We start from the raw sequence: 19,189 nt of genomic DNA on the forward strand, positions 1-19,189 counted from the left end.
TGGAATCACGTGGGCATCACCCTAAGTGGATTGGGCATGCGGGCCCATCTGGTACGGGTGGATGCCTCTTTTCAATCAGACGAGCTTTCTAAGCATATGCGTTTAGACCACATGTGGATGTGGAGCAGAAAAACGAAAGCGCTTCATGCTTTGCTTGATCAATTCATATATGGGAGTGACTGATGATGACAGATTATGCGATTCGTGCCATCACGAAGGATGGGAAAGTGCGCGGCTTTGCCGCAATTACTACAAACTTGGTGCAGGAGTTGCAGAAGCGGCATGGTACCTATCCGGTGGTTAGTGCAGCGTTGGGAAGAACGGCAACCATGGGGGCGTTGATTGGGCTCACCTTGAAAGAGGAGCGCCACAAAGTGACCATTCAGGTGGCGGGAGATGGTCCGATTGGCCGAATCATAGTGGATGCTGATGGAGAAGGACATGTTCGCGGCTCGGTCGACAATCCGTACGTGGAGCATAATGATGATTACAAGTTAAATGTGGGAGCAGCCGTGGGCCAGGGGAGCATCTATGTGACGAAAGATCTGGGCTTAAAAGAACCGTACCGCGGTGCGTCGCCGATTATCTCTGGCGAGCTGGCTGAAGATTTTACCTACTACTTTGCGGTTTCCGAACAGACTCCCTCTTCAGTGGGTCTGGGCGTGCTGGTCAAAGGGGAGCAAATTCTCGTTGCCGGGGGATATATGATTCAAGTGATGCCGGGCGCCTCCGATGAGGTAATCACCCGTTTGGAGACGGCTATTGAGGAACTGAACAAGCTGACCTCTATTTCTGAGTTGCTCCATCAAGGAGTCACCGCAGAAGAGTTGTTGGTGCGTTTAATGGGGGAAGGGACGGAGATTCTTCACAAGCAACCGGTTTCTTTCGCATGCCATTGTTCCCGCGAAAAAAGCCGAGCTATGCTCAAGTCTTTGGGGAAAGAAGAACTGAAAAGCCTCCTGAATGAACTGGGCCAGGCAGAGGTCGTTTGTCATTTCTGTAATGAGAAGTATATGTTCAGTGGGGAAGAACTGGAACGTATAATAAAAGAAGAAGTGAATTGACAAATTATTTTATTGGGTGATATGATAGGTGTAACAATTCCTATCAGTTTAATCGGAATAGGAGGCTTGCCCTATGCGCGTAGCGAACAATGTGTTGGAATTGATCGGCCAGACCCCTTTGGTGAAATTGAATCGAATCGTTGGCAAGTCAGATGCCGATATATTTTTAAAGTTGGAGTTTTTTAACCCTGGTGGCAGTGTGAAAGACCGTATCGCCCTCAGCATGATCGAAGAGGCGGAAAAGCGTGGTGAGCTGAAACCGGGATCGACGATTGTGGAGCCGACCAGCGGGAACACTGGCATCGGTTTGGCCATGGTCGCTGCGGCAAAAGGATACCGCGCTATTCTGGTCATGCCCGAAACAATGAGTTTGGAACGGCGCAATCTGCTTAAAGCCTACGGTGCGGAATTGGTGCTGACCCCCGGACCGGAAGGGATGCGCGGCGCCATTAACAAGGCGGAAGCGATCAAAGCGGAACATCCGGATTACTTTATGCCGCAACAGTTCAGCAACCCAGACAATGTGAAAATCCACTTGGAAACAACGGCTTTGGAAATCGTTGAACAAACCGGTGGCGACATTGATGCTTTTGTAGCCGGTGTGGGCACAGGAGGCACCATCACGGGTGTGGGTCGCGTGTTGAAAGAGAAATTCCCGCACGTGCGCGTCATCGCGGTGGAGCCGACGACTTCTCCGGTGTTGTCCGGCGGAAGCCCTGGACTTCATAAAATCCAAGGCATTGGTGCCGGATTTATCCCTGACATCTTGGACACCAATGTGTATGATGAAGTCATTCAAATCGAAAATGAAGAAGCGTTTGAGTGGGCGCGGCGTCTGGCTCGTGAAGAAGGCCTCTTGGTTGGGATTTCCTCCGGCGCGGCGACGGCAGCGGCCATTAAAGTGGCTCGCCGCCTGGGACTCGGCAAAAAAGTTGTGGCTGTCGCTCCAAGTAACGGTGAAAGATATTTGACCACGCCGTTATTCCAATTTGATTGATGCAAATCAACTTTGGCTATCCTGTGAACATGGGATAGCCTTTTTGTATGCTCTTCTTGGCTTGTGTGGCGCGCCCAGTTGGAATTTAAGATGAAGAATTGATCGGCATGTGTTAAAATAAGTTGATTAGAAGAGCTTAGAAGAGATGAGGGGAGAATAGCTGATGATTTTAATGATTGACAACTATGATTCCTTTACTTATAACCTCGTTCAGTATTTGGGTGAATTGGGGAAGGAACTTGAAGTTGTCCGCAATGATGAAATAGATGTTGACGAGATAAAGAAGCGGAATCCGGAAGTGATCGTTTTGTCGCCTGGGCCAGGCCGCCCGGAAGATGCGGGGATTTGTCTAGAAGTTGTGCGGCGTTATGCCGGACAGATTCCCATCTTGGGCGTTTGTCTTGGGCACCAGACGATCGCCCAGGCGTTTGGTGGGAATGTGATCTGTGCAAAGCGCCTCATGCATGGAAAAACATCGCCAATCAATCATGATGGACAGACAATTTTTATGGGGATGCCCACGCCTTTAACGGTGACGCGCTACCATTCTTTGTTGGTAGACCGGGAGACGTTGCCCGCTGAGCTAGTCATCAGTGCCGAAACCGATGAAGGGGAGATCATGGCTTTGCGCCACCGTTCTTTGCCGATTGAAGGTGTGCAATTTCATCCTGAATCGATTTTGAGCGAGAATGGCAAGGCGCTGTTGGCCAATTTCATTTGCTTTTATGGAAAATGGGATTCCCGGTGACAGGGGGATTGATACGTGGCTTGGATGATGTTGGATGGACAGCCGACGGAAGAGGCCTCAGCAAAGCTGCCCATCATGGATCATGGTTTGCTATATGGCGTCGGGGCTTTTGAAACGATAAGAATATACCAAGGATTTCCTTTTCTCATAGATGATCATCTTGCGCGGTTGGAGCGGGGCTTGTCCCGGCAGCGCATTCGCTTTCCCTGGCAGCGAGAGGAATGGCTGGCGCAAATTGAGGAGTTGTTGCGGCTTTCAGGGTTGCAGAACGCATCTTTGCGCATCATGGTGACGGGTGGTGAAGAGGGCTTGGGGCTAAGTGCGAGCGAGTATCAACAGCCCCACACCTTGATGTTTATTCGACCGCTTCCCTTTGATGACGGAGAATGGTTTGCCAAAGGAAAGGAGTTGGAGGTAGTTTCCATTCCGCGGCAATCACCTGGCGGAGCGGCCGACATCAAGAGCAATAACTACCTTAACAGCGTGTTGGCGCGCCAACAAGTTCAGCGCTTTCCAGAAGTCGAAGGGTTGATGTTGACGCTGGACGGATTCTTAGCAGAAGGGATCGTGAGCAATATTTTCTTTGTGCGTGACGGCAAATTATACACGCCGTCATTGGATTTGGGTATTTTGGACGGGGTGACCCGCAAGTGGGTGATCGCGCTGGCGCAATCGCTGGGAATCGAGGTGCAAGAAGGGAAGTATCCGCTTGCTGCGTTGGATGAAGCCGAAGAGATTTTTATCACCAACTCCATTCAGGAGCTGGTTCCCATTCGCATTTGGCGGGGGCGGCACCTCGAGGAACACCCAATCACCGATGCATTGTATGGGGCGTATCGCTCATGGACAACCTTATTAACCAGCGCTGGAGAGTTAAGCAGGAGGATGTAGCACGCATGAAATCACACAGTATAAAAGCGGGTCCTTATTCGTTATCATATGGCAACCGAACACTGGTGATGGGGATTGTCAATGTCACGCCTGATTCTTTTTCCGACGGGGGCAAGTATGCCTCCGCCCAGCTTGCGTTGGAACATGCCAAGCAATTGGTGGAAGACGGGGCTGACATCATCGATATCGGTGGGGAATCGACCCGTCCTGGGGCTGAGCCTGTTTCGCTTGAGGAGGAACTGGCTCGGGTGATTCCCGCAGTCCAATTGTTGGCCAAAGAATTGGATTGTCCTATTTCGGTTGACACCTATAAGGCGGAAGTGGCCAAGCAGGCGGTGTTGGCGGGTGCTCACATCATCAACGATATCTGGGGAGCGAAGCGAGACCCGCGGATGGCCGAAGTGGCGGCAGAGCTAGATGTGCCGATCATCCTGATGCACAACCGGGAAGAAGCCCGGTATGATTCCTTGATCGATGATGTTTGTGCTGACTTGCTCGCTTCGGTTGACTTGGTTAGACAGGCGGGTGTGCGGGAAGAGAACATTATCTTAGACCCAGGCATCGGCTTTGCCAAAACAGTTGAAGACAACTTTGAAGTGATGCGCCATCTGGACCGGATTGTGGCGCTCGGTTATCCTGTATTGTTGGGAACCTCGCGTAAATCTTTTATCGGCAAGACGTTAGACTTGCCCCCGAATGAACGGGTAGAAGGGACGGCAGCCACTGTGGCCTATGGCATCACCAAAGGATGCCAACTCATGCGTGTGCATGATGTGAAGGAGATGGTCCGGGTGTCCCGCATGATGGATGCATTGGTTTACGGCCGGACAGTGGGGGAGGAGAGATGATGGATAAAATTTTCCTCAACCGCATGTGTTTTTACGCCTATCATGGTGCCTATCCGGAGGAAAACCGGTTAGGGCAACATTTTTATGTGGACTTGGAAATGACATTAAATCTCCAACCGGCGGCCTTGGCCGATGATTTATCTTTGACGGTCAATTATGGACAGGTGTATGAACTGATTGAGCAGGAGATGACCCAAACCAAAGTGAAGTTGTTGGAGACATTGGCGGAACGGATCGCGGGACGGATTCTTCGTGAGTTTCCGGTTGCAGAAGTGCGGTTGCGTGTGACCAAACCCAATCCGCCGATTCCAGGCCATTATGAGTCGGTGGGCGTGGAGATTGTGCGCAAGCGATCATGAGCCGTAAGATGAGAGCTTATCTGGGGCTTGGCGGCAACATGGGCGACCGCCTGTCTTTGTTGAGCCAAGCAGTTAAGCTTTTGGATTTGACCCAGGGCATCTCGGTCAACCGCATCTCCTCCATATATGAAACAGCTCCAGTGGGCCTGTTGGAGCAACCGCACTTCTACAATTTGGTGGTGGAGATTCAAACCACTCTGACTCCTGCTGAGCTGTTGCGGGTTGCACTGGCCATCGAGAAGAAATTACACCGTGTCCGCCACAAGCGGTGGGGCCCGCGAACTATTGATATTGATCTTTTGTTATACGATGATCGGATAATTCAACGCGAGGAATTGGAAATCCCGCATCCACGAATGCATGAGCGTGCTTTTGTGTTGGTACCGCTTATGGAGATCGCGGGGGATATTGCCATTCCAGGGACGGGTACTAGGCTAAGTCAATATATCGCCCAATTGCCCGCCGAACAAGAGATAACCAAGCTTGACGATGAGCTTTTCTCGGTATTGGAAAGAAACGGAAGTTGATGTTTTTGGTGTGGGACGGTAGGAATCCGCTACGACATACCAAGGAAGCCCTGTTTCGTTAAATGAATAAAATGAGTGAGTGGAATGAGTGGAAGGAGGGAAAACCATTGCTTAAAATTGGAGACATAGAAATGAAAAACCGGGTTGTGTTGGCACCGATGGCCGGTGTGTGCAACCCAGCATTCCGATTGATCGCCAAGGAGTTCGGCGTGGGTTTGGTTTGCGCAGAGATGGTCAGCGATAAAGCGATCCTGCATGGAAATAAACGTACGCAAGAAATGCTATATGTTGATGAACGGGAGAAGCCGCTCAGCTTGCAGATTTTCGGCGGCGACAAGGAAACGTTGGTAGAAGCGGCCAGAGTGGTGGACGAACAGACCAACGCTGACATTATCGATATCAATATGGGGTGCCCGGTGCCGAAAGTAGTGAAGTGTGATGCGGGCGCCCGCTGGCTGTTGGAGCCGAAAAAAATTGAAGAGATGGTTTCCGCCGTAGTCAAAGTGGTCAAAAAGCCGGTTACCGTGAAGATGCGGATCGGTTGGGATGAAGACCATATCTATGTGGAGGATAATGCCAAAGCTGTGGAAAGTGCGGGTGGGAAGGCCGTTGCCGTACACGGTCGCACGCGGCAACAGATGTACCGCGGCCATGCAAATTGGGAGTACATCCGCTTGGCTAAGCAAGCGGTATCCATCCCGGTTATCGGTAACGGAGATGTGTTCACCCCAGAAGACGCCAAGCGCATGCTGGAGACGACCGGTTGCGACGGGGTGATGATCGGGCGTGCTGCTTTGGGGAATCCATGGATGCTATATCGTACCGTTCATTACCTGGAACATGGTGAGCTTTTGCCGGAACCGTCGCCGTCTGAAAAGATCCGTATCGCCTTGTTGCACATGGATCGCTTGATCAACCTGCGCGGCGAACGGATTGCGGTGCGTGAAATGCGCAAACATGCTACATGGTATTTGAAAGGATTGCCTGGAGCATCCAAGATCAAAGATGTGGTCACGCAACAAGAAACGCGTGAAGGGATGGCAGACGTGCTGCTAACATTTGTCCGCGAATTGGAGCGGGAGCAAGCGGCCGAACAAGCCAATTTAAAACAGGAGACCGCATGACACCAGCGGATTGAGATTATATTTACCTATGAATGAAGGAGTGCATTGGGATGACACATGAAGAGCACAGCGATCTGTTTCAGGTGCGCCGCGACAAATTGGAAACTTTGCGCGAACAAGGGATCGACCCGTTCGGAGCCAAATTCGAGCGGACGCATTACGCGGAAGCGCTGATGCAGGAGTACGACGCCTTCTCCAAAGAAGAGTTGGAAGCAAAACAAGCAGAAGCAGTAGTAGCTGGCCGTTTGATGAGCAAGCGTCAACAGGGGAAAGCTACTTTCGCTCATTTGCAGGACATGTCTGGACGCATCCAAGTTTATGTGCGTTTGGATCGCGTGGGTGAGCAGGCATTTGAAATCTTCAATATGGCGGATATTGGCGACTTCATCGGCGTGAGCGGGGTGGTGTTCAAAACCAATCGAGGTGAGCTGAGCGTCAAAGCGAATGAAGTCACTTTCTTGGGCAAATCGTTGCGCCCGTTGCCAGAAAAATACCATGGATTGAAAGACGTGGAGTTGCGCTACCGCAAGCGTTACCTGGATTTGATCATGAATCCTGAAGTGAAGGACACATTCGTTATGCGCAGCAAAATCATTGCGGCCACCCGGCGGTATTTGGATGCGCAAGGATATTTGGAAGTGGAGACGCCGACGATGCATGCGATTGCGGGAGGGGCGGCAGCTCGGCCTTTTATCACGCATCACAATGCACTCGACATGACGTTGTACATGCGGATCGCACTGGAATTGCACTTGAAGCGCCTCTTGGTGGGGGGCATTGAGAAGGTATATGAAATTGGCCGTGTTTACCGAAACGAAGGGGTTTCTACTCGCCATAATCCGGAATTCACCATGTTGGAGCTGTATGAAGCGTATGGGGATTACCGTGACATCATGGATTTGACCGAGAACCTGATTGCCCATGTGGCCAAAGAAGTGCTGGGCACCACCCAGATTGAGTATCAGGGCCAACAAGTCGATTTGACGCCGGGCTGGGCGCGCAAATCAATGGTTGAGTTGGTGAAGGAGCACTGCGGTGTTGATTTTTCTCGTCAGATGACGACGGAGGAAGCGCATCAGCTGGCCAAAGAACATGGTGTAGAAGTGACTCCGTCTATGACGTTTGGTCATATCCTGAATGAGTTCTTCGAACAAAAAGTAGAGCATTTGCTGATTCAACCCACTTTCGTGACAGGGCATCCGGTGGAAATCTCCCCACTCGCGAAGAAAAATCCGCAAGATCCACGGTTCACGGATCGCTTTGAATTGTTTATTGTAGGACGCGAGCACGCCAACGCCTTCTCTGAATTAAATGACCCGATCGATCAGCGGGAACGCTTTGAAGCACAGTTGCGGGAGAAAGCGCAAGGAAACGATGAAGCGCATCCGATGGATGAGGACTTTATCGAAGCGCTGGAATATGGAATGCCGCCGACGGGAGGACTGGGGATTGGGATGGACCGCTTGGTTATGTTGTTAACCAACAGCCCGTCCATTCGTGATGTGCTCTTGTTCCCGCACATGCGTCATCAGGACTGATGTAGCTCATAACCTTCTGAAGTTATCCACAGCTTGTGCACAAATTGTGTGTGAATTGTGTATAACTTGTGTACAGAAAAGGGCAGTTTCTTCAACAAGAAGGAGCGGCCCTTTCTTTTTATAATAAATGGAAATAGAGGGTAAAAAAGGAATAGAGCTTGGTGGTAGCGAATTTATTATGGAACCGCAAAATGGGGAGGGATTGCGTGGAAGATAAGTGCACCTGCGCTAACTGTGGAGCCAAGTCCTTATATATCCAATTTTTTGAGATCGACGGGAAGTATTACTGCCGCATTTGTTATACAGAGAAATTGATGGAAGAGGAGCGGAATCGGGAATAAAAGACTTGAATTAATTGAGGGTAAGGGGCGGGGCCAAGAGGTGTTAAGCCCCGTTTGTTTTGCTTTCATAAGCATGGAGATGGGATCAGAGAGAATGTCGCCGAGTCTAGCCATGTGCTGGCCTCGGCGATTTTGGTGGAGATGGCGGCCTGATTGGGCATGAAATGGCTTGTTTTAATGAAATAAACCTAATATAATGACCGTAGATTGATCTGGAACACAATGGATAATCATAATTTTCTAACGCGAGGCGGCTCTCGTTTTTTCGTCCAGTCCAGCTGACGGCAAAGATTGTGATAGACGATAGGCCAAAGAAGTGTTAGCGTAGAAGTATAGGTGATGCGAACCATTGTCCAAAATTGGACGCAATTTTTCGCAACAATTCGTCCTATCTATGTACTTGCGACATGAATTAACTTACGAGTAAAATGGTATAAGCGGGAAGATGTAGAAACGTTCAGCTTTTTCTGTTTCGCTTTTCTATTCTCAGGTGGAATTTCCAAGATTGTCTATCCTTGAATATATATTTAAATCCATTTGACCGTTAGGGAGGTTACTGTATGGGCCCCAGGAAAGAGAACCAGAAGCCAATGGGAGAAAAACATCATTTGCCATTCCCAGAGGCTCGATTTGGTTTGCCTGCGAGAAGAGATAATGCTGTCAGAGAAGTGAGAGAAGCACGTGGCAATAGCGAGCGCCAGCAACAGCAAGTTCTTACCATGTTGAACAGCTTGCAACAAAACTTTACTTCATTGTTGCAGGTGGTAACCAATCGACTGAGCTACGATAAGACGAAAGAAGCCGCCTTCGACCGACTGTATAAAGAAATGGAAGATTTGAAGGTGGATCAGGAGTTAAACCAACTCCGCCCCCTCTATATCGATTTAATCCTGCTCATCGACCGCATGAACACGATATACAATGATAAATTAGACACTGGTAATCGTAACCCGGAATTAGTGAATATATTACAAACGCTAAGCCATGAAGTGTTAGAAATTTTGTATCGCCGTGGAGTAGAGCTGATCGTGGCGCCATCGAATAAATTTGACCCGCGCATCCAGCAAGTTGTGGAAGTGATCCCGACCAAGCACCCCGCTGAAGATGGCACAGTTGTACATATGGTGCGTCATGGCTTCAAATATAAGGATGTCGTCCTGCGTCCAGAAGAAGTGGTTATCAAAAAATACCATGGCTAGCTGTTGGCTTATTCACTTCGGAATCCAGCCTTCCTTGAAGTTAACATTCTTATATTGAAGATGGGATTCCCATCTTTTCCTTTTGATTTGCACAACAGTTTGCCTGTTTGTTGCGTCTAATATTATGAACATAGAAAAGTGTCTCTTTAAAAAGCGTCATTATTGCCTTTTTGACCTTGATGGAAGTGATAGAGGGAGTGAAAAAAGATGGGAAGAGTTGTAGGGATCGACCTGGGAACGACTTACTCGGCGATCGCTATAGTAAACAATTACGGAAAACCGGAAATGCTCGCTAACCGTGAAGGAGAACGCATTACTCCTTCAGTCGTGCTCTTTGATGGTGCCGATGTCGTGGTGGGAAGCATCGCGAAGCGGACTGCGGTGGCAAGCCCGTTTAATGTGGTCCAGTTCGTAAAACGGCAGATTGGGGACAAGACATGGAAGTTTCAGACTGACAACCATGATGACTTCACACCTGAGGAAATCTCTGCGATGATTTTGCGCCGCCTCAAGGAAGACGCTGAGACATTGTTGGATGAGAAGATCGAGGATGCGGTGATCACCGTGCCAGCGTATTTCGATGACGCTCAGCGCAAAGCGACTCAAGACGCAGGACGGATTGCGGGACTCAATGTGTTGCGCATTATCAACGAACCGACCGCTGCTGCTTTGGCTTATGGTCTGGACAAAATGCATCAAACCCAAAACCTGCTCGTCTACGATTTGGGAGGCGGTACGTTCGATGTGACGATCATGAATCTGTCTCCGGACGGTTTGCGTGTACTTTCCACGGGTGGAGCGAAGAACCTGGGCGGTTTTGATTGGGACAACACGGTGATGAACTATTTAAATGAAGAATTTAAAGCGCAAGGCGGCATTGACTTGTTAGAAGACCCCATGTTGGAGCAAGATCTGCGCGAAAAAGCGGAAATCGCCAAGAAAACCCTCTCTGTCCGAGACCGCACCAATGTGTTCTTGTCTGCAAATGGAGTCAACGTTTCCATTCCTCTGACTCGCACCAAATTCGATGAATTAACGGCTCCCCTTCTCAACCGCACCCAAAAGATTTTGGAGTTTGTATTAGAGGATGCCGGCCTTCAATGGAAGGATATTGACCGTGTGTTGCTTGTGGGTGGTTCGACACGCATGAAACAAGTGCCGGCTATGATCGAACGGGTGACGGGAATCAAACCGTCCCTCGACGTAAACCCGGATGAGGTGGTTGCTCAAGGAGCGGCCATTCAAGGTGCGATTTTGCAAATTAAGCAAGGCACGGCCGATATGCACCTCACCCAAGCCTTCCCTGTCGTCGAAGTGCAGGATGTGAACTCGCACAGTATGGGAGTAGTGGCGTTGGACGAATCAGGTGAGGAATTCAACTCCATCGTACTCAAGAAGGACACCACTATTCCGAGCCGGGTAAGCGGTCATTACAAAACAACGGTTGACGGCCAATCCCAACTTTTCTTGCAAGTGACTGAAGGCGAGGACAGCGACCTCGATTATGTGAAAATCGTTGGGGAAGGGATGATCGACCTCCCATCTTATCCGAAAGGCGCGCCGTTGGAAGTGATTTTCGAATACGACAGTGATGGGATCATCCATATTTCGGTCATTGATTCCACCGCGGGCACCTTGTTGGGTGAGCTGAACATCGAGAGAACTTCCAACCTGACCGAAGATGAAGTACTGGCGAAACAACGCCGTGTTGGGAAGATGGCAATCGGTTAATGTTAAATGATGGATTAGGCAAATAAAACAGAGTGAGTCAGCCCTTATCGTCTATTTTTCGAACAAATGGTGAAAGATAAGCAAAAAGCCGGGGAATCCCGGCTTTTTCATGTTGTCGAAGGAAGTTGAACTATTGCCAATAATGTGGTAAATTGATAAAATTGAACCGATTGAGGGTATATATAAGTATATTATGCTAAACTTGGAGGAAGATTTCATTTAATCCCAATAAGATTATACATTTCCCATTATGTTTAATTAATACCCGGTTTTAAAATATTTAATAAATCTTAGCAGAAAGTATTGAACTTCATTTTTACTAAGATAAAATATAGTGATGCTATCATCAAATATCGTTGTTGAGAAAGCATGCTATTTAAGGAGGCTTTGCTTTTCTTATGTATCCAGATATCAAGTTGTTAATCATAACCGAAGAAGATTCGATTGCAACGGATTTGCGAGAAAGATTAAGCACTCAGTTTCCTCAGATCAGCCATGTTTATGCGTCAGAAGTGCGGCGTGAGATTGCCCGGATCCAGCCGGATGTCGTGTTGTTGCATGAAGGGGTCGGGAGCTTGGGGATGCAGCTGATCCCTTACATCTTGCGTGAAGTGACACAAGTCAAGATTGTTTTCCTCACTGAATCTAAAGATTCAATCCGCATTCGTGACGCCAGCCGCGCAGGAGCGTTTGATGTTCTCTTTTTCCCGGATGAGATTAATGCGCTAGGCGATGTGTTGTCTCGCGCCGTTATCGCGTTGCAATCTGATAGCGACAAGAATGAGGCGGCTGCCAATTTTACCTGGGGGCGCGGGCAAGTAATCGGTTTTTACAGCGGCAAGGGCGGTTCCGGCAAAAGTTTGATCGCTTCCACGCTAGCTCAGACGCTCCAGTTGGAATCCAACTCCAGTGTGCTGTTGGTGGATCTCAATTTTCAATTCGGCGGGGTGGAAACGTATCTCAATCTTGCAAGCGGCCGCAATCTATATGATTTGACGCCGGTTTTGCATGAGTTGAACGATAACCATATTCGCAGCGTGACCGTGATTGAACCTCACTCTGCCGTTGAAGTGTTGGCCAGTCCCGCTGATTTAGAAGTGGCCGAACAGATTACCGAAGAGCATATCGAACGTCTGCTCCGCGCTGCCCGCCTTTACTATGATTACATACTTGTCGACATGCCAGCGGAAATGACTAACTTAACGTATGCGGCATTGGAAGAGGCGGACAAGATTTTTTACGTGCTAAATCCCGACGCCTTGTCCCTGCGCACATTGAACCGGGTGTTGACCGCATTTAACATGATTGGTGTGGACCCAACAGACCGTTTGGAAATCCTCGTTAACCGCATAAACCGCGACTCCGAAATCGGAGCCAAAGAAATCCGCCAACGCTTCAGCTTCGATATCGCCGGTGAATTCCGTGATGATCTAAAACGCATCGACCAGGCGATCAATCGCGGCAAGCCATTGCGCACCGCCAAAAACGAACGCAATCTGTCACTCTTCGCCCGGGACATGCAGAAGTTTGCCAAACAACTGCTGTCTGAATCGAAGAACGGCAAATCCACTTCATAAGGCGGGAGAATTCCTTGATTGAGCATGGGTTGTATCTCGTCTTGATAGGATTGTTGATCGCGGCAACGGTGACTGATCTCAAATACCGCTTAATCTACGACCGTTTCGTCGTGATCGGCATCGTGGCAGCTGTGCTCGCTCGCCTTTTTGAGCGGCCGGAAGCATGGTGGAACTATGTGTTGACCGGTTTCGTCGCCTTTCTCATCCTTTATGTGATTGCCGTCGTAACCGATGAACGTTCTATCGGCGGAGGAGATGTGAAGCTGTTTGGCATGTTGGGGCTCGCCTTGGGCTTTCAACCTTTTCTCCTGATCTTTTTCTCCTCCCACCTGTTGGCGGCCCTCTATTTGCTCATCGTCAAGCTAGTGCGTTGGAACCAAGTGGGTCGCAAAACTGAATTCCCATTTGCCCCATTCATTCTACTTGGCACGGTGTTTACGTATGTGCTAACCAAATTATAAAAATAAGCAGGTGTGATCTATGCAGGATGCAAAGAGAAGAGCCTTATTGTTTTTAGTTGTCGCGTTGTTACTTTCTGCGATAGCCGGGTATATGTTTTTACAGAAGTCGATGGCAGTTGATGCTGAATTAGGTGATTTTGTTCCAGTTTATGTAGCGAAGGAAAATATTGATTCACGCAAACCGTTAAATGCAGAGATGTTTGAGCAAAAAGCAATGCCAAGGCAATATGTGGAGGGTTCGATTGTTACTGATCTGAATTCTATTTCTTTAGGGCAAGAGCAGGTTGCTAGTATTGGCCAATTAGTTTCGGTAGTGCCTCTTTCAAAAGGCGAGATTCTTACAGCTAATGTACTGAAGCGTGAAACAGAGCTAAGATCAGGAAACCATAGAATGGTTATGCTCTTTAAATCAGACCGTGTAGGTTTTGACGATAACTTTAATCAGCGAGATTTGGTAGATATTATCGTCACTGATAAAAACATGAAGACGAGTATATACATGAAAAACGTAGAGGTTGTTGCTTTGGGCATTGACGCGAATAAAAATGTAACTGGGTTAGGGTTAGAGATGACACTGGAAGAAGCAGCTAACTTTATCGGTATACAAAATACGGCAGCCTCTATTAGAGTGTTGAAAGCTCCGAACACGGGTAATGGAAAAGTTGGCGAAAAAGAAGGAGCTAAAAAACAGGTAAAGCAACCTAATCAAAATTCAACAACCAATACACAAGGGAATCCGATGGAAACGGATACCCCTCAACAATAACAGTAAGGATGGTTTTGAAGATGGCCATTTTCTCGCAAAACCAACGATTAACAAAGCATATTCGTCGAAGCGCCAGTGAGAGAGAAAGACAGAAGCCTGCCGATGATAATCGGGTTAATGAACTGGCACAACACTTTAAAGCTCGGTTGCTACGTGAAACGGACTTGGAAAAACTGACACAGATGCCCTCATCGGAATTACGTATCACGCTAGATCGCTTAGTTAGCAGATACTTAGCTGATGAGCAAGTCGTGTTGACAGGCCAAGAGCGGAACCGGGTCATCAATCGGATTATTAACGAGTCCGTGGGCTTCGGTCCATTGGAATCCTTGTTGGAAGACGAAGAGATTACCGAAATCATGGTGAACGGTCCTTATGAAGTTTTCTACGAGAAAAAGGGTAAATTGTATAAAACGGATATCCAATTTCGCGATGAAGAAGCGTTGCGCCATGTGATCGACAGAATTGTGGCGCCGATTGGCCGCCGGATTGACGTCAGTTCTCCCATGGTGGATGCACGCCTGCCTGACGGAAGCCGTGTGAATGCAGTAATTCCCCCGATCAGCTTGAAAGGATCGTTGCTTTCTATTCGTAAGTTTCGCAAAGACCCGATTCGGTTGGAGGATTTGATTTCATTTAACAGCATGACTCCAGATATGGCCAAATTCCTCACGAGTATGGTGAAAGCGAAGTTGAACATTATCATCTCTGGAGGTACGGGTAGCGGGAAAACGACCCTGCTGAATGCATTGGCGTGTTTCATTCCAGAAGATGAGCGAATTATCACCATTGAGGATATGGCGGAGCTCCGCATTCCGCATACGCATGTTGTCGGCATGGAAGCGCGTCCCGCCAACGTGGAAGGCAAAGGGGAAGTTTCGATTCGCCAGCTTGTACGGAACGCTCTGCGGATGCGTCCTGACCGGATCATCGTAGGGGAGGTTCGCGGTGCGGAGGCGTTTGACATGCTACAAGCGATGAACACGGGTCATGAAGGTTCTATCACTACGGTTCACGCCAACACCCCGCAAGACGCTATGAGTCGTCTGGAGGGGATGGTCATGATGTCGGGAATGGATCTGCCATCTGAAATCATTCGCCAGTATATTGTCAGTGCGGTTGACTACATTGTACAAATCGGACGGTTGCCAGATGGGCAACGCAAGATGTTAGCTATTGCAGAGATGCAGCAAAAGGAAGACGGTTCTGTCAAGATGATCGATATTTTCCGCTTTGTCCAGACCAATGTAGATAAAGACGGGAAGGTGGAAGGATACTTCGCCCCAACTGGCTATTTACCCAGTTGTCTTGATCGTTTGCAAGCATATGGGGTGGGTGTCGCAAAAGAAATGTTCAACCCGAAAAAAGGAGGAGAGAAAGCGTGACCGAGGCGATTGTTGGGGCATTAGCTGTCTTGTGTTCAATGCTGGCTCTCTTCAACTGGGTAGAGATGCGCTCTGCTCAAAGGCAGACGAATGAAGTACTGGAGAAATATGTAGGAACAAAAACCGAGATCAGTTGGTCTGACCGTCTCGCGGATCGGCTTGATAGCCAAGAGTGGGCTAAAAAGTTGGCTCCTCAATTGAAACGAGCGAGTATTAATCTGCGCCCTTCAGAGTATGGTGCTTTGTTGATAGCAGGGGAGCTGGGGTTGACTTTTCTGCTTTACTTAGGATTGGATGCCCCGTTTTTTATGAGTTTGTTAATCGCAGGTGTTCTGACACCACTCGGTTCCAGAATGCTGATCAATTCTCGTAAGTTTTTATATGTACGAAAAATAGATGCCCAATTGTCCGAAGCCTGTCGTCTGTTAAGTAGTGCCGCCAGGGCAGGGTTGTCTATTCCGCAAGGCTTGGAATTGGTTGTCAAAGAAATGAGTGGACCGATCAAAGAAGAATTAAATACGGTCGTCAAAGAGTTGCAACTTGGAAAAAGTGTCGAAGTATCTTTAAGAGAATTGACTAAGCGTGTGCCTTCTCGTGATTTGCAGGTGTTTGTAAATGCCTTAATCATCCAACGGCGAGCGGGTGGTGACTTAGCTCGTGTTTTAAGCGAGATGGCAAGTACGATGGAAGAGCGCAAAATTATTCACAAGACCATTGATGCAACGGTGGCGCAAGCACGTTTTTCGGCATATATGCTACCCGTTGTTTCGATTCTCATCGTTTTTATGATGAGTCAAATGATCGACAACTTTTTCGACTTCTTTACCAATATTTTTGGGATTATCGTATTAATCATTTTTATCATTATGCAAGTGATCGGCTTTATTTTAATTAAACGAATCGCCGACATTAAAGTGTAGAGGAATGGATAGGAGATGACATTTACACTTCTCATTCTCGTATTAGCTATATGGGCTTGCTTGTTTTTTGCTGCAATTTCTTATTACTCCTATAGCATGGAAAAAGAGAAGGTACGCATCAATCTGGATAATCACATTCCCCCTTGGAAGGTAATGAAGAAAAGAGTAAGCAGGGGAATGCTGATTCACCAGTGGTTGGATAAACTGGCTCCTACGGGAAAGAACATTCAAATCTTAAGTGAGGACACCGAGCTGGAGGATTCGTTGGTAAAAGCGGGATACCCTTTTCAGTTGACGGTTGCCCGCTTACACGGAGCCAAAATCTTAGGGGCTATTTTGGGATTGTGCTTTGGGTTGCTGTACTATTCCGTTGGCTTTTTGCCGCTAGACTTTTTGATTACCGTTTTTGCTCCGTTTGTTGGATATATGGCACCTATATATTGGGTGAGAATGAAGGCAAAGAGCAGGCAAGAGCAACTTCGCTTGGATCTGCCTGATTTTCTGGATATGATGAGTATCACCTTACAGGCGGGTATGTCGATGGATGACGCCTTTGCCTACTATGTAGAAACCACGCAAGGGCCATTAAGTGAAGAATTGGCCCGTTTGAATCAGGAAGTCAAGTTTGGTGTGCAACGTGAGGCAGCTTACAGATCGCTGATTAGCAGAACAGAATCGTCGGAATTGGAAGCATTGATCCAGTCTTTGATCCAAGCTCATAATCTGGGTACCCCAATTGCTCAAACATTTGCCCAGCAAGCAGAAGAGATGAGACGGATGCGGACAGAGCATGCAAAAGAAGCAGCTGGTAAGGCGGCGCCAAAGATTTCCTTAGTAAGTGGGTTGATCATTGCTCCGTCAATTATGTTGCTCATGCTTAGTGCCATTATCTATAGCTATTTTATTGCACGAGATATTTTTGGTGGCATTTAGCATTTAAGGAGGTGAGAACTGAAAAAAACGGGAATATAATGTAGGAAGTTGTCGTTGGTTGAACAGCACTCTTTTTACTATTATCTAGGAGGAATTCATCATGGAAAAAAAGCTTTGTGGACTTATCGTTGGGAACGTGTAAAAGAATTTTTGCCTAGCTTCAAGCCTCTCAGCAAAAAAGGTTCTCCAACGCTTGAGTATGTTATTATCATTGCCGCTGGTGCCGCTTTTGCCGGTCTCTTGCTCTTTGCTTTTAAAGGTGGGGAGGATAATGAGATCACAGAAACACTAAAAAGTAAAGTACAAAATGTGGTTAATCAATCTGGTAATTTGGAAGAAGTCAAGTAAGATGCTAGTTGGAACAATAGAATATATGGTTTGCTTTAGTGCAAACCATATATTCTTATTTTAAGAGGTGAGTATATTGAATGCATTTTATGCCAAGGTGGTAAGTGGTCTTGTTGTCGTTTCCGTTGCCATTGCCGGCTGTTCCACACCCGTCTCCAAGACAGAAGAGGGAGTAGCGGGAAAGCAAAACAAAGAAACTAAAAAAGCGTATGCGACAGAAATCGAAGATATATTAAAAGAAGGTCCTGGCAAATATGCGGGTGATGCCTATCATAAAGAAAATGTCAACAAAGAGTTGGATGCATTGCCTAAAAATCTCACGGGTGAACAAGCATACCAAAAGTTAGTTGAACTTTTAGCAGAAGATTATCAACCCTATGTAAAAAAATTGGATGCATTTGATACTACATATACTGTAAGTGGCGACCCAGGTGACTTAAAAACGCCTACAGGTAAGCAGTTGAATGTCATGATCCTGGTCGACTCCTCAGGAAGCATGGCTGGTAAGGTTGATGGCTTTTCCAAAATGACCCTTGCAAAACAAGCAGTTTCCCGTTTTGCTTCTTCACTTTCTACACATGCAAATGTCTCTTTAAGGGTGTATGGCCATAAAGGTAGCAATGCTGATAAAGATAAAGACATCTCTTGTAAAAGCACCGAAGTCGTTTATCCTTTGGGTAAATACGATCAACAAACGTTTAGCAAGGCGTTGGACACGTTTAACCCCACTGGATGGACGCCGATTGCATTGGCGATGAAAGAAGCTGCCAATGATCTATCGAAAATAAATGGTCCCTCAGAAAATTTGATTTATGTAGTAAGTGACGGCATTGAAACTTGTGGCGGGAATCCGGTTCAAGTGGCGCAAGAGTTGAATAAATCCAATGTCAAAGCCGTGGTAAATATTATCGGATTTGATGTGGATAATGCAGGTCAAAAGGCGTTGCAGGAAGTCGCTAAGGCTGGCGGCGGTGAATATGCAACAGTACGTAATGATGAAGGATTGCGGCGATATTTTGATGCCCAAAGAATGAAAATCTGGGAAGAATGGTTAATGTGGAAAGTTAGAAATACTAGCAACATTATTCAACAATTTACTCGAAAGGAACGTGAATTACAAAGACTTACTTTTGGTGGACTTGGATTAGATAAATTATCTATGACAGAGTCACATCGTATGAGAGTTGCCGTGAGCCATTTGCAGAGTAGAGATAAACTGTCTATCGAAGAAGCTGATAAAGCCAGAGAGTTGATCAATAATCGCGAGGATAAAATTGACAAATATAGAAAGAGTCGTTATGAATCCTTAATAAAACTCTTAAAGGAGAACCAAGAGAAAATAGAAGAGCTCGTAGAGAAAAAAGGCGAGAACAAAATGGATGAATATGATGCCAACTAATTACCAAGACAAATCGATATTTTAGAGGTGGTT

The 19,189-nt window shown here is 47.4% G+C and carries 20 protein-coding genes; all 20 read left to right on the forward strand.

The features are described from left to right. Nucleotides 1-182 precede the first annotated feature (182 nt). Entirely contained in the window at nucleotides 183-1,064 is an 882-nt protein-coding gene (gene hslO / locus NYR52_RS00795; RefSeq protein WP_310795326.1) for an Hsp33 family molecular chaperone HslO, read from the forward strand. Between the two features lie 73 nt (nucleotides 1,065-1,137). Then, on the forward strand, nucleotides 1,138-2,061 hold the full coding sequence (gene cysK / locus NYR52_RS00800) for a cysteine synthase A (RefSeq protein WP_102991269.1): 924 nt from the start codon (nucleotides 1,138-1,140) through the stop codon (nucleotides 2,059-2,061). A gap of 163 nt (nucleotides 2,062-2,224) precedes the next feature. Continuing rightward, nucleotides 2,225-2,809 carry an anthranilate synthase component II gene (locus NYR52_RS00805; RefSeq protein ID WP_259436114.1) on the forward strand — a complete coding sequence of 195 codons (585 nt, stop codon included), beginning with the start codon at nucleotides 2,225-2,227 and terminating at the stop codon, nucleotides 2,807-2,809. 24 nt (nucleotides 2,810-2,833) lie between these two features. After that, the gene (locus NYR52_RS00810; RefSeq protein ID WP_246026963.1) at nucleotides 2,834-3,700 is read left to right on the forward strand and encodes an aminotransferase class IV; all 867 of its coding nucleotides are present in this window, start codon (nucleotides 2,834-2,836) and stop codon (nucleotides 3,698-3,700) included. 5 nt (nucleotides 3,701-3,705) lie between these two features. After that, a complete protein-coding gene (gene folP, locus NYR52_RS00815) occupies nucleotides 3,706-4,548 on the forward strand; it encodes a dihydropteroate synthase (RefSeq protein ID WP_132223099.1) in 843 nt (280 codons plus the stop codon). Next, a complete protein-coding gene (folB, locus tag NYR52_RS00820; protein ID WP_132223101.1) occupies nucleotides 4,548-4,907 on the forward strand; it encodes a dihydroneopterin aldolase in 360 nt (119 codons plus the stop codon). The genes folP and folB overlap by 1 nt, the downstream gene beginning before the upstream one ends. Before the next feature lie 8 nt (nucleotides 4,908-4,915). After that, nucleotides 4,916-5,434, forward strand: coding sequence for a 2-amino-4-hydroxy-6-hydroxymethyldihydropteridine diphosphokinase (gene folK / locus NYR52_RS00825; RefSeq protein ID WP_035952921.1), 519 nt, complete (start codon nucleotides 4,916-4,918; stop codon nucleotides 5,432-5,434). Between the two features lie 107 nt (nucleotides 5,435-5,541). Continuing rightward, on the forward strand, nucleotides 5,542-6,558 hold the full coding sequence (gene dusB / locus NYR52_RS00830) for a tRNA dihydrouridine synthase DusB (protein ID WP_132223103.1): 1,017 nt from the start codon (nucleotides 5,542-5,544) through the stop codon (nucleotides 6,556-6,558). Nucleotides 6,559-6,608: 50 nt separating this feature from the next. Beyond that, a complete protein-coding gene (gene lysS, locus NYR52_RS00835; protein ID WP_259436115.1) occupies nucleotides 6,609-8,096 on the forward strand; it encodes a lysine--tRNA ligase in 1,488 nt (495 codons plus the stop codon). A 206-nt stretch (nucleotides 8,097-8,302) separates the two neighbouring features. Continuing rightward, nucleotides 8,303-8,437 carry a hypothetical protein gene (locus NYR52_RS00840; RefSeq protein ID WP_259436116.1) on the forward strand — a complete coding sequence of 45 codons (135 nt, stop codon included), beginning with the start codon at nucleotides 8,303-8,305 and terminating at the stop codon, nucleotides 8,435-8,437. A 560-nt stretch (nucleotides 8,438-8,997) separates the two neighbouring features. Then, nucleotides 8,998-9,636, forward strand: coding sequence for a nucleotide exchange factor GrpE (locus NYR52_RS00845; protein WP_022738773.1), 639 nt, complete (start codon nucleotides 8,998-9,000; stop codon nucleotides 9,634-9,636). Between the two features lie 207 nt (nucleotides 9,637-9,843). Beyond that, nucleotides 9,844-11,367, forward strand: a complete 1,524-nt coding sequence (locus tag NYR52_RS00850; protein ID WP_259436117.1) for an Hsp70 family protein — start codon at nucleotides 9,844-9,846, stop codon at nucleotides 11,365-11,367. 398 nt (nucleotides 11,368-11,765) lie between these two features. Beyond that, nucleotides 11,766-12,944 carry a CpaE/TadZ family protein gene (locus NYR52_RS00855; RefSeq protein WP_054095532.1) on the forward strand — a complete coding sequence of 393 codons (1,179 nt, stop codon included), beginning with the start codon at nucleotides 11,766-11,768 and terminating at the stop codon, nucleotides 12,942-12,944. Nucleotides 12,945-12,958: 14 nt separating this feature from the next. Further along, complete coding sequence (locus tag NYR52_RS00860; RefSeq protein WP_259436118.1) at nucleotides 12,959-13,405, forward strand: prepilin peptidase; 447 nt, start codon at nucleotides 12,959-12,961, stop codon at nucleotides 13,403-13,405. Nucleotides 13,406-13,424: 19 nt separating this feature from the next. Next, nucleotides 13,425-14,171, forward strand: a complete 747-nt coding sequence (locus tag NYR52_RS00865) for a CpaB family protein (protein WP_259436119.1) — start codon at nucleotides 13,425-13,427, stop codon at nucleotides 14,169-14,171. Between the two features lie 20 nt (nucleotides 14,172-14,191). Continuing rightward, entirely contained in the window at nucleotides 14,192-15,556 is a 1,365-nt protein-coding gene (locus tag NYR52_RS00870; RefSeq protein ID WP_106342760.1) for a TadA family conjugal transfer-associated ATPase, read from the forward strand. After that, on the forward strand, nucleotides 15,553-16,476 hold the full coding sequence (locus NYR52_RS00875) for a type II secretion system F family protein (RefSeq protein ID WP_259436120.1): 924 nt from the start codon (nucleotides 15,553-15,555) through the stop codon (nucleotides 16,474-16,476). The genes NYR52_RS00870 and NYR52_RS00875 overlap by 4 nt, the downstream gene beginning before the upstream one ends. Before the next feature lie 15 nt (nucleotides 16,477-16,491). Beyond that, nucleotides 16,492-17,409 (forward strand): type II secretion system F family protein, encoded by a 918-nt coding sequence (locus NYR52_RS00880; RefSeq protein ID WP_259436121.1) that lies wholly within the window; start codon nucleotides 16,492-16,494, stop codon nucleotides 17,407-17,409. A gap of 54 nt (nucleotides 17,410-17,463) precedes the next feature. After that, nucleotides 17,464-17,757, forward strand: a complete 294-nt coding sequence (locus NYR52_RS00885; protein WP_259436122.1) for a hypothetical protein — start codon at nucleotides 17,464-17,466, stop codon at nucleotides 17,755-17,757. Nucleotides 17,758-17,833: 76 nt separating this feature from the next. Beyond that, nucleotides 17,834-19,156: a vWA domain-containing protein gene (locus tag NYR52_RS00890; RefSeq protein ID WP_259436123.1), complete on the forward strand. Its 1,323-nt coding sequence runs from the start codon at nucleotides 17,834-17,836 to the stop codon at nucleotides 19,154-19,156. The last annotated feature ends 33 nt before the right edge of the window (nucleotides 19,157-19,189 follow it).

Origin of the sequence: Laceyella sacchari (assembly GCF_024927925.1) — a bacterium.
GTDB lineage: Bacteria > Bacillota > Bacilli > Thermoactinomycetales > Thermoactinomycetaceae > Laceyella > Laceyella sacchari.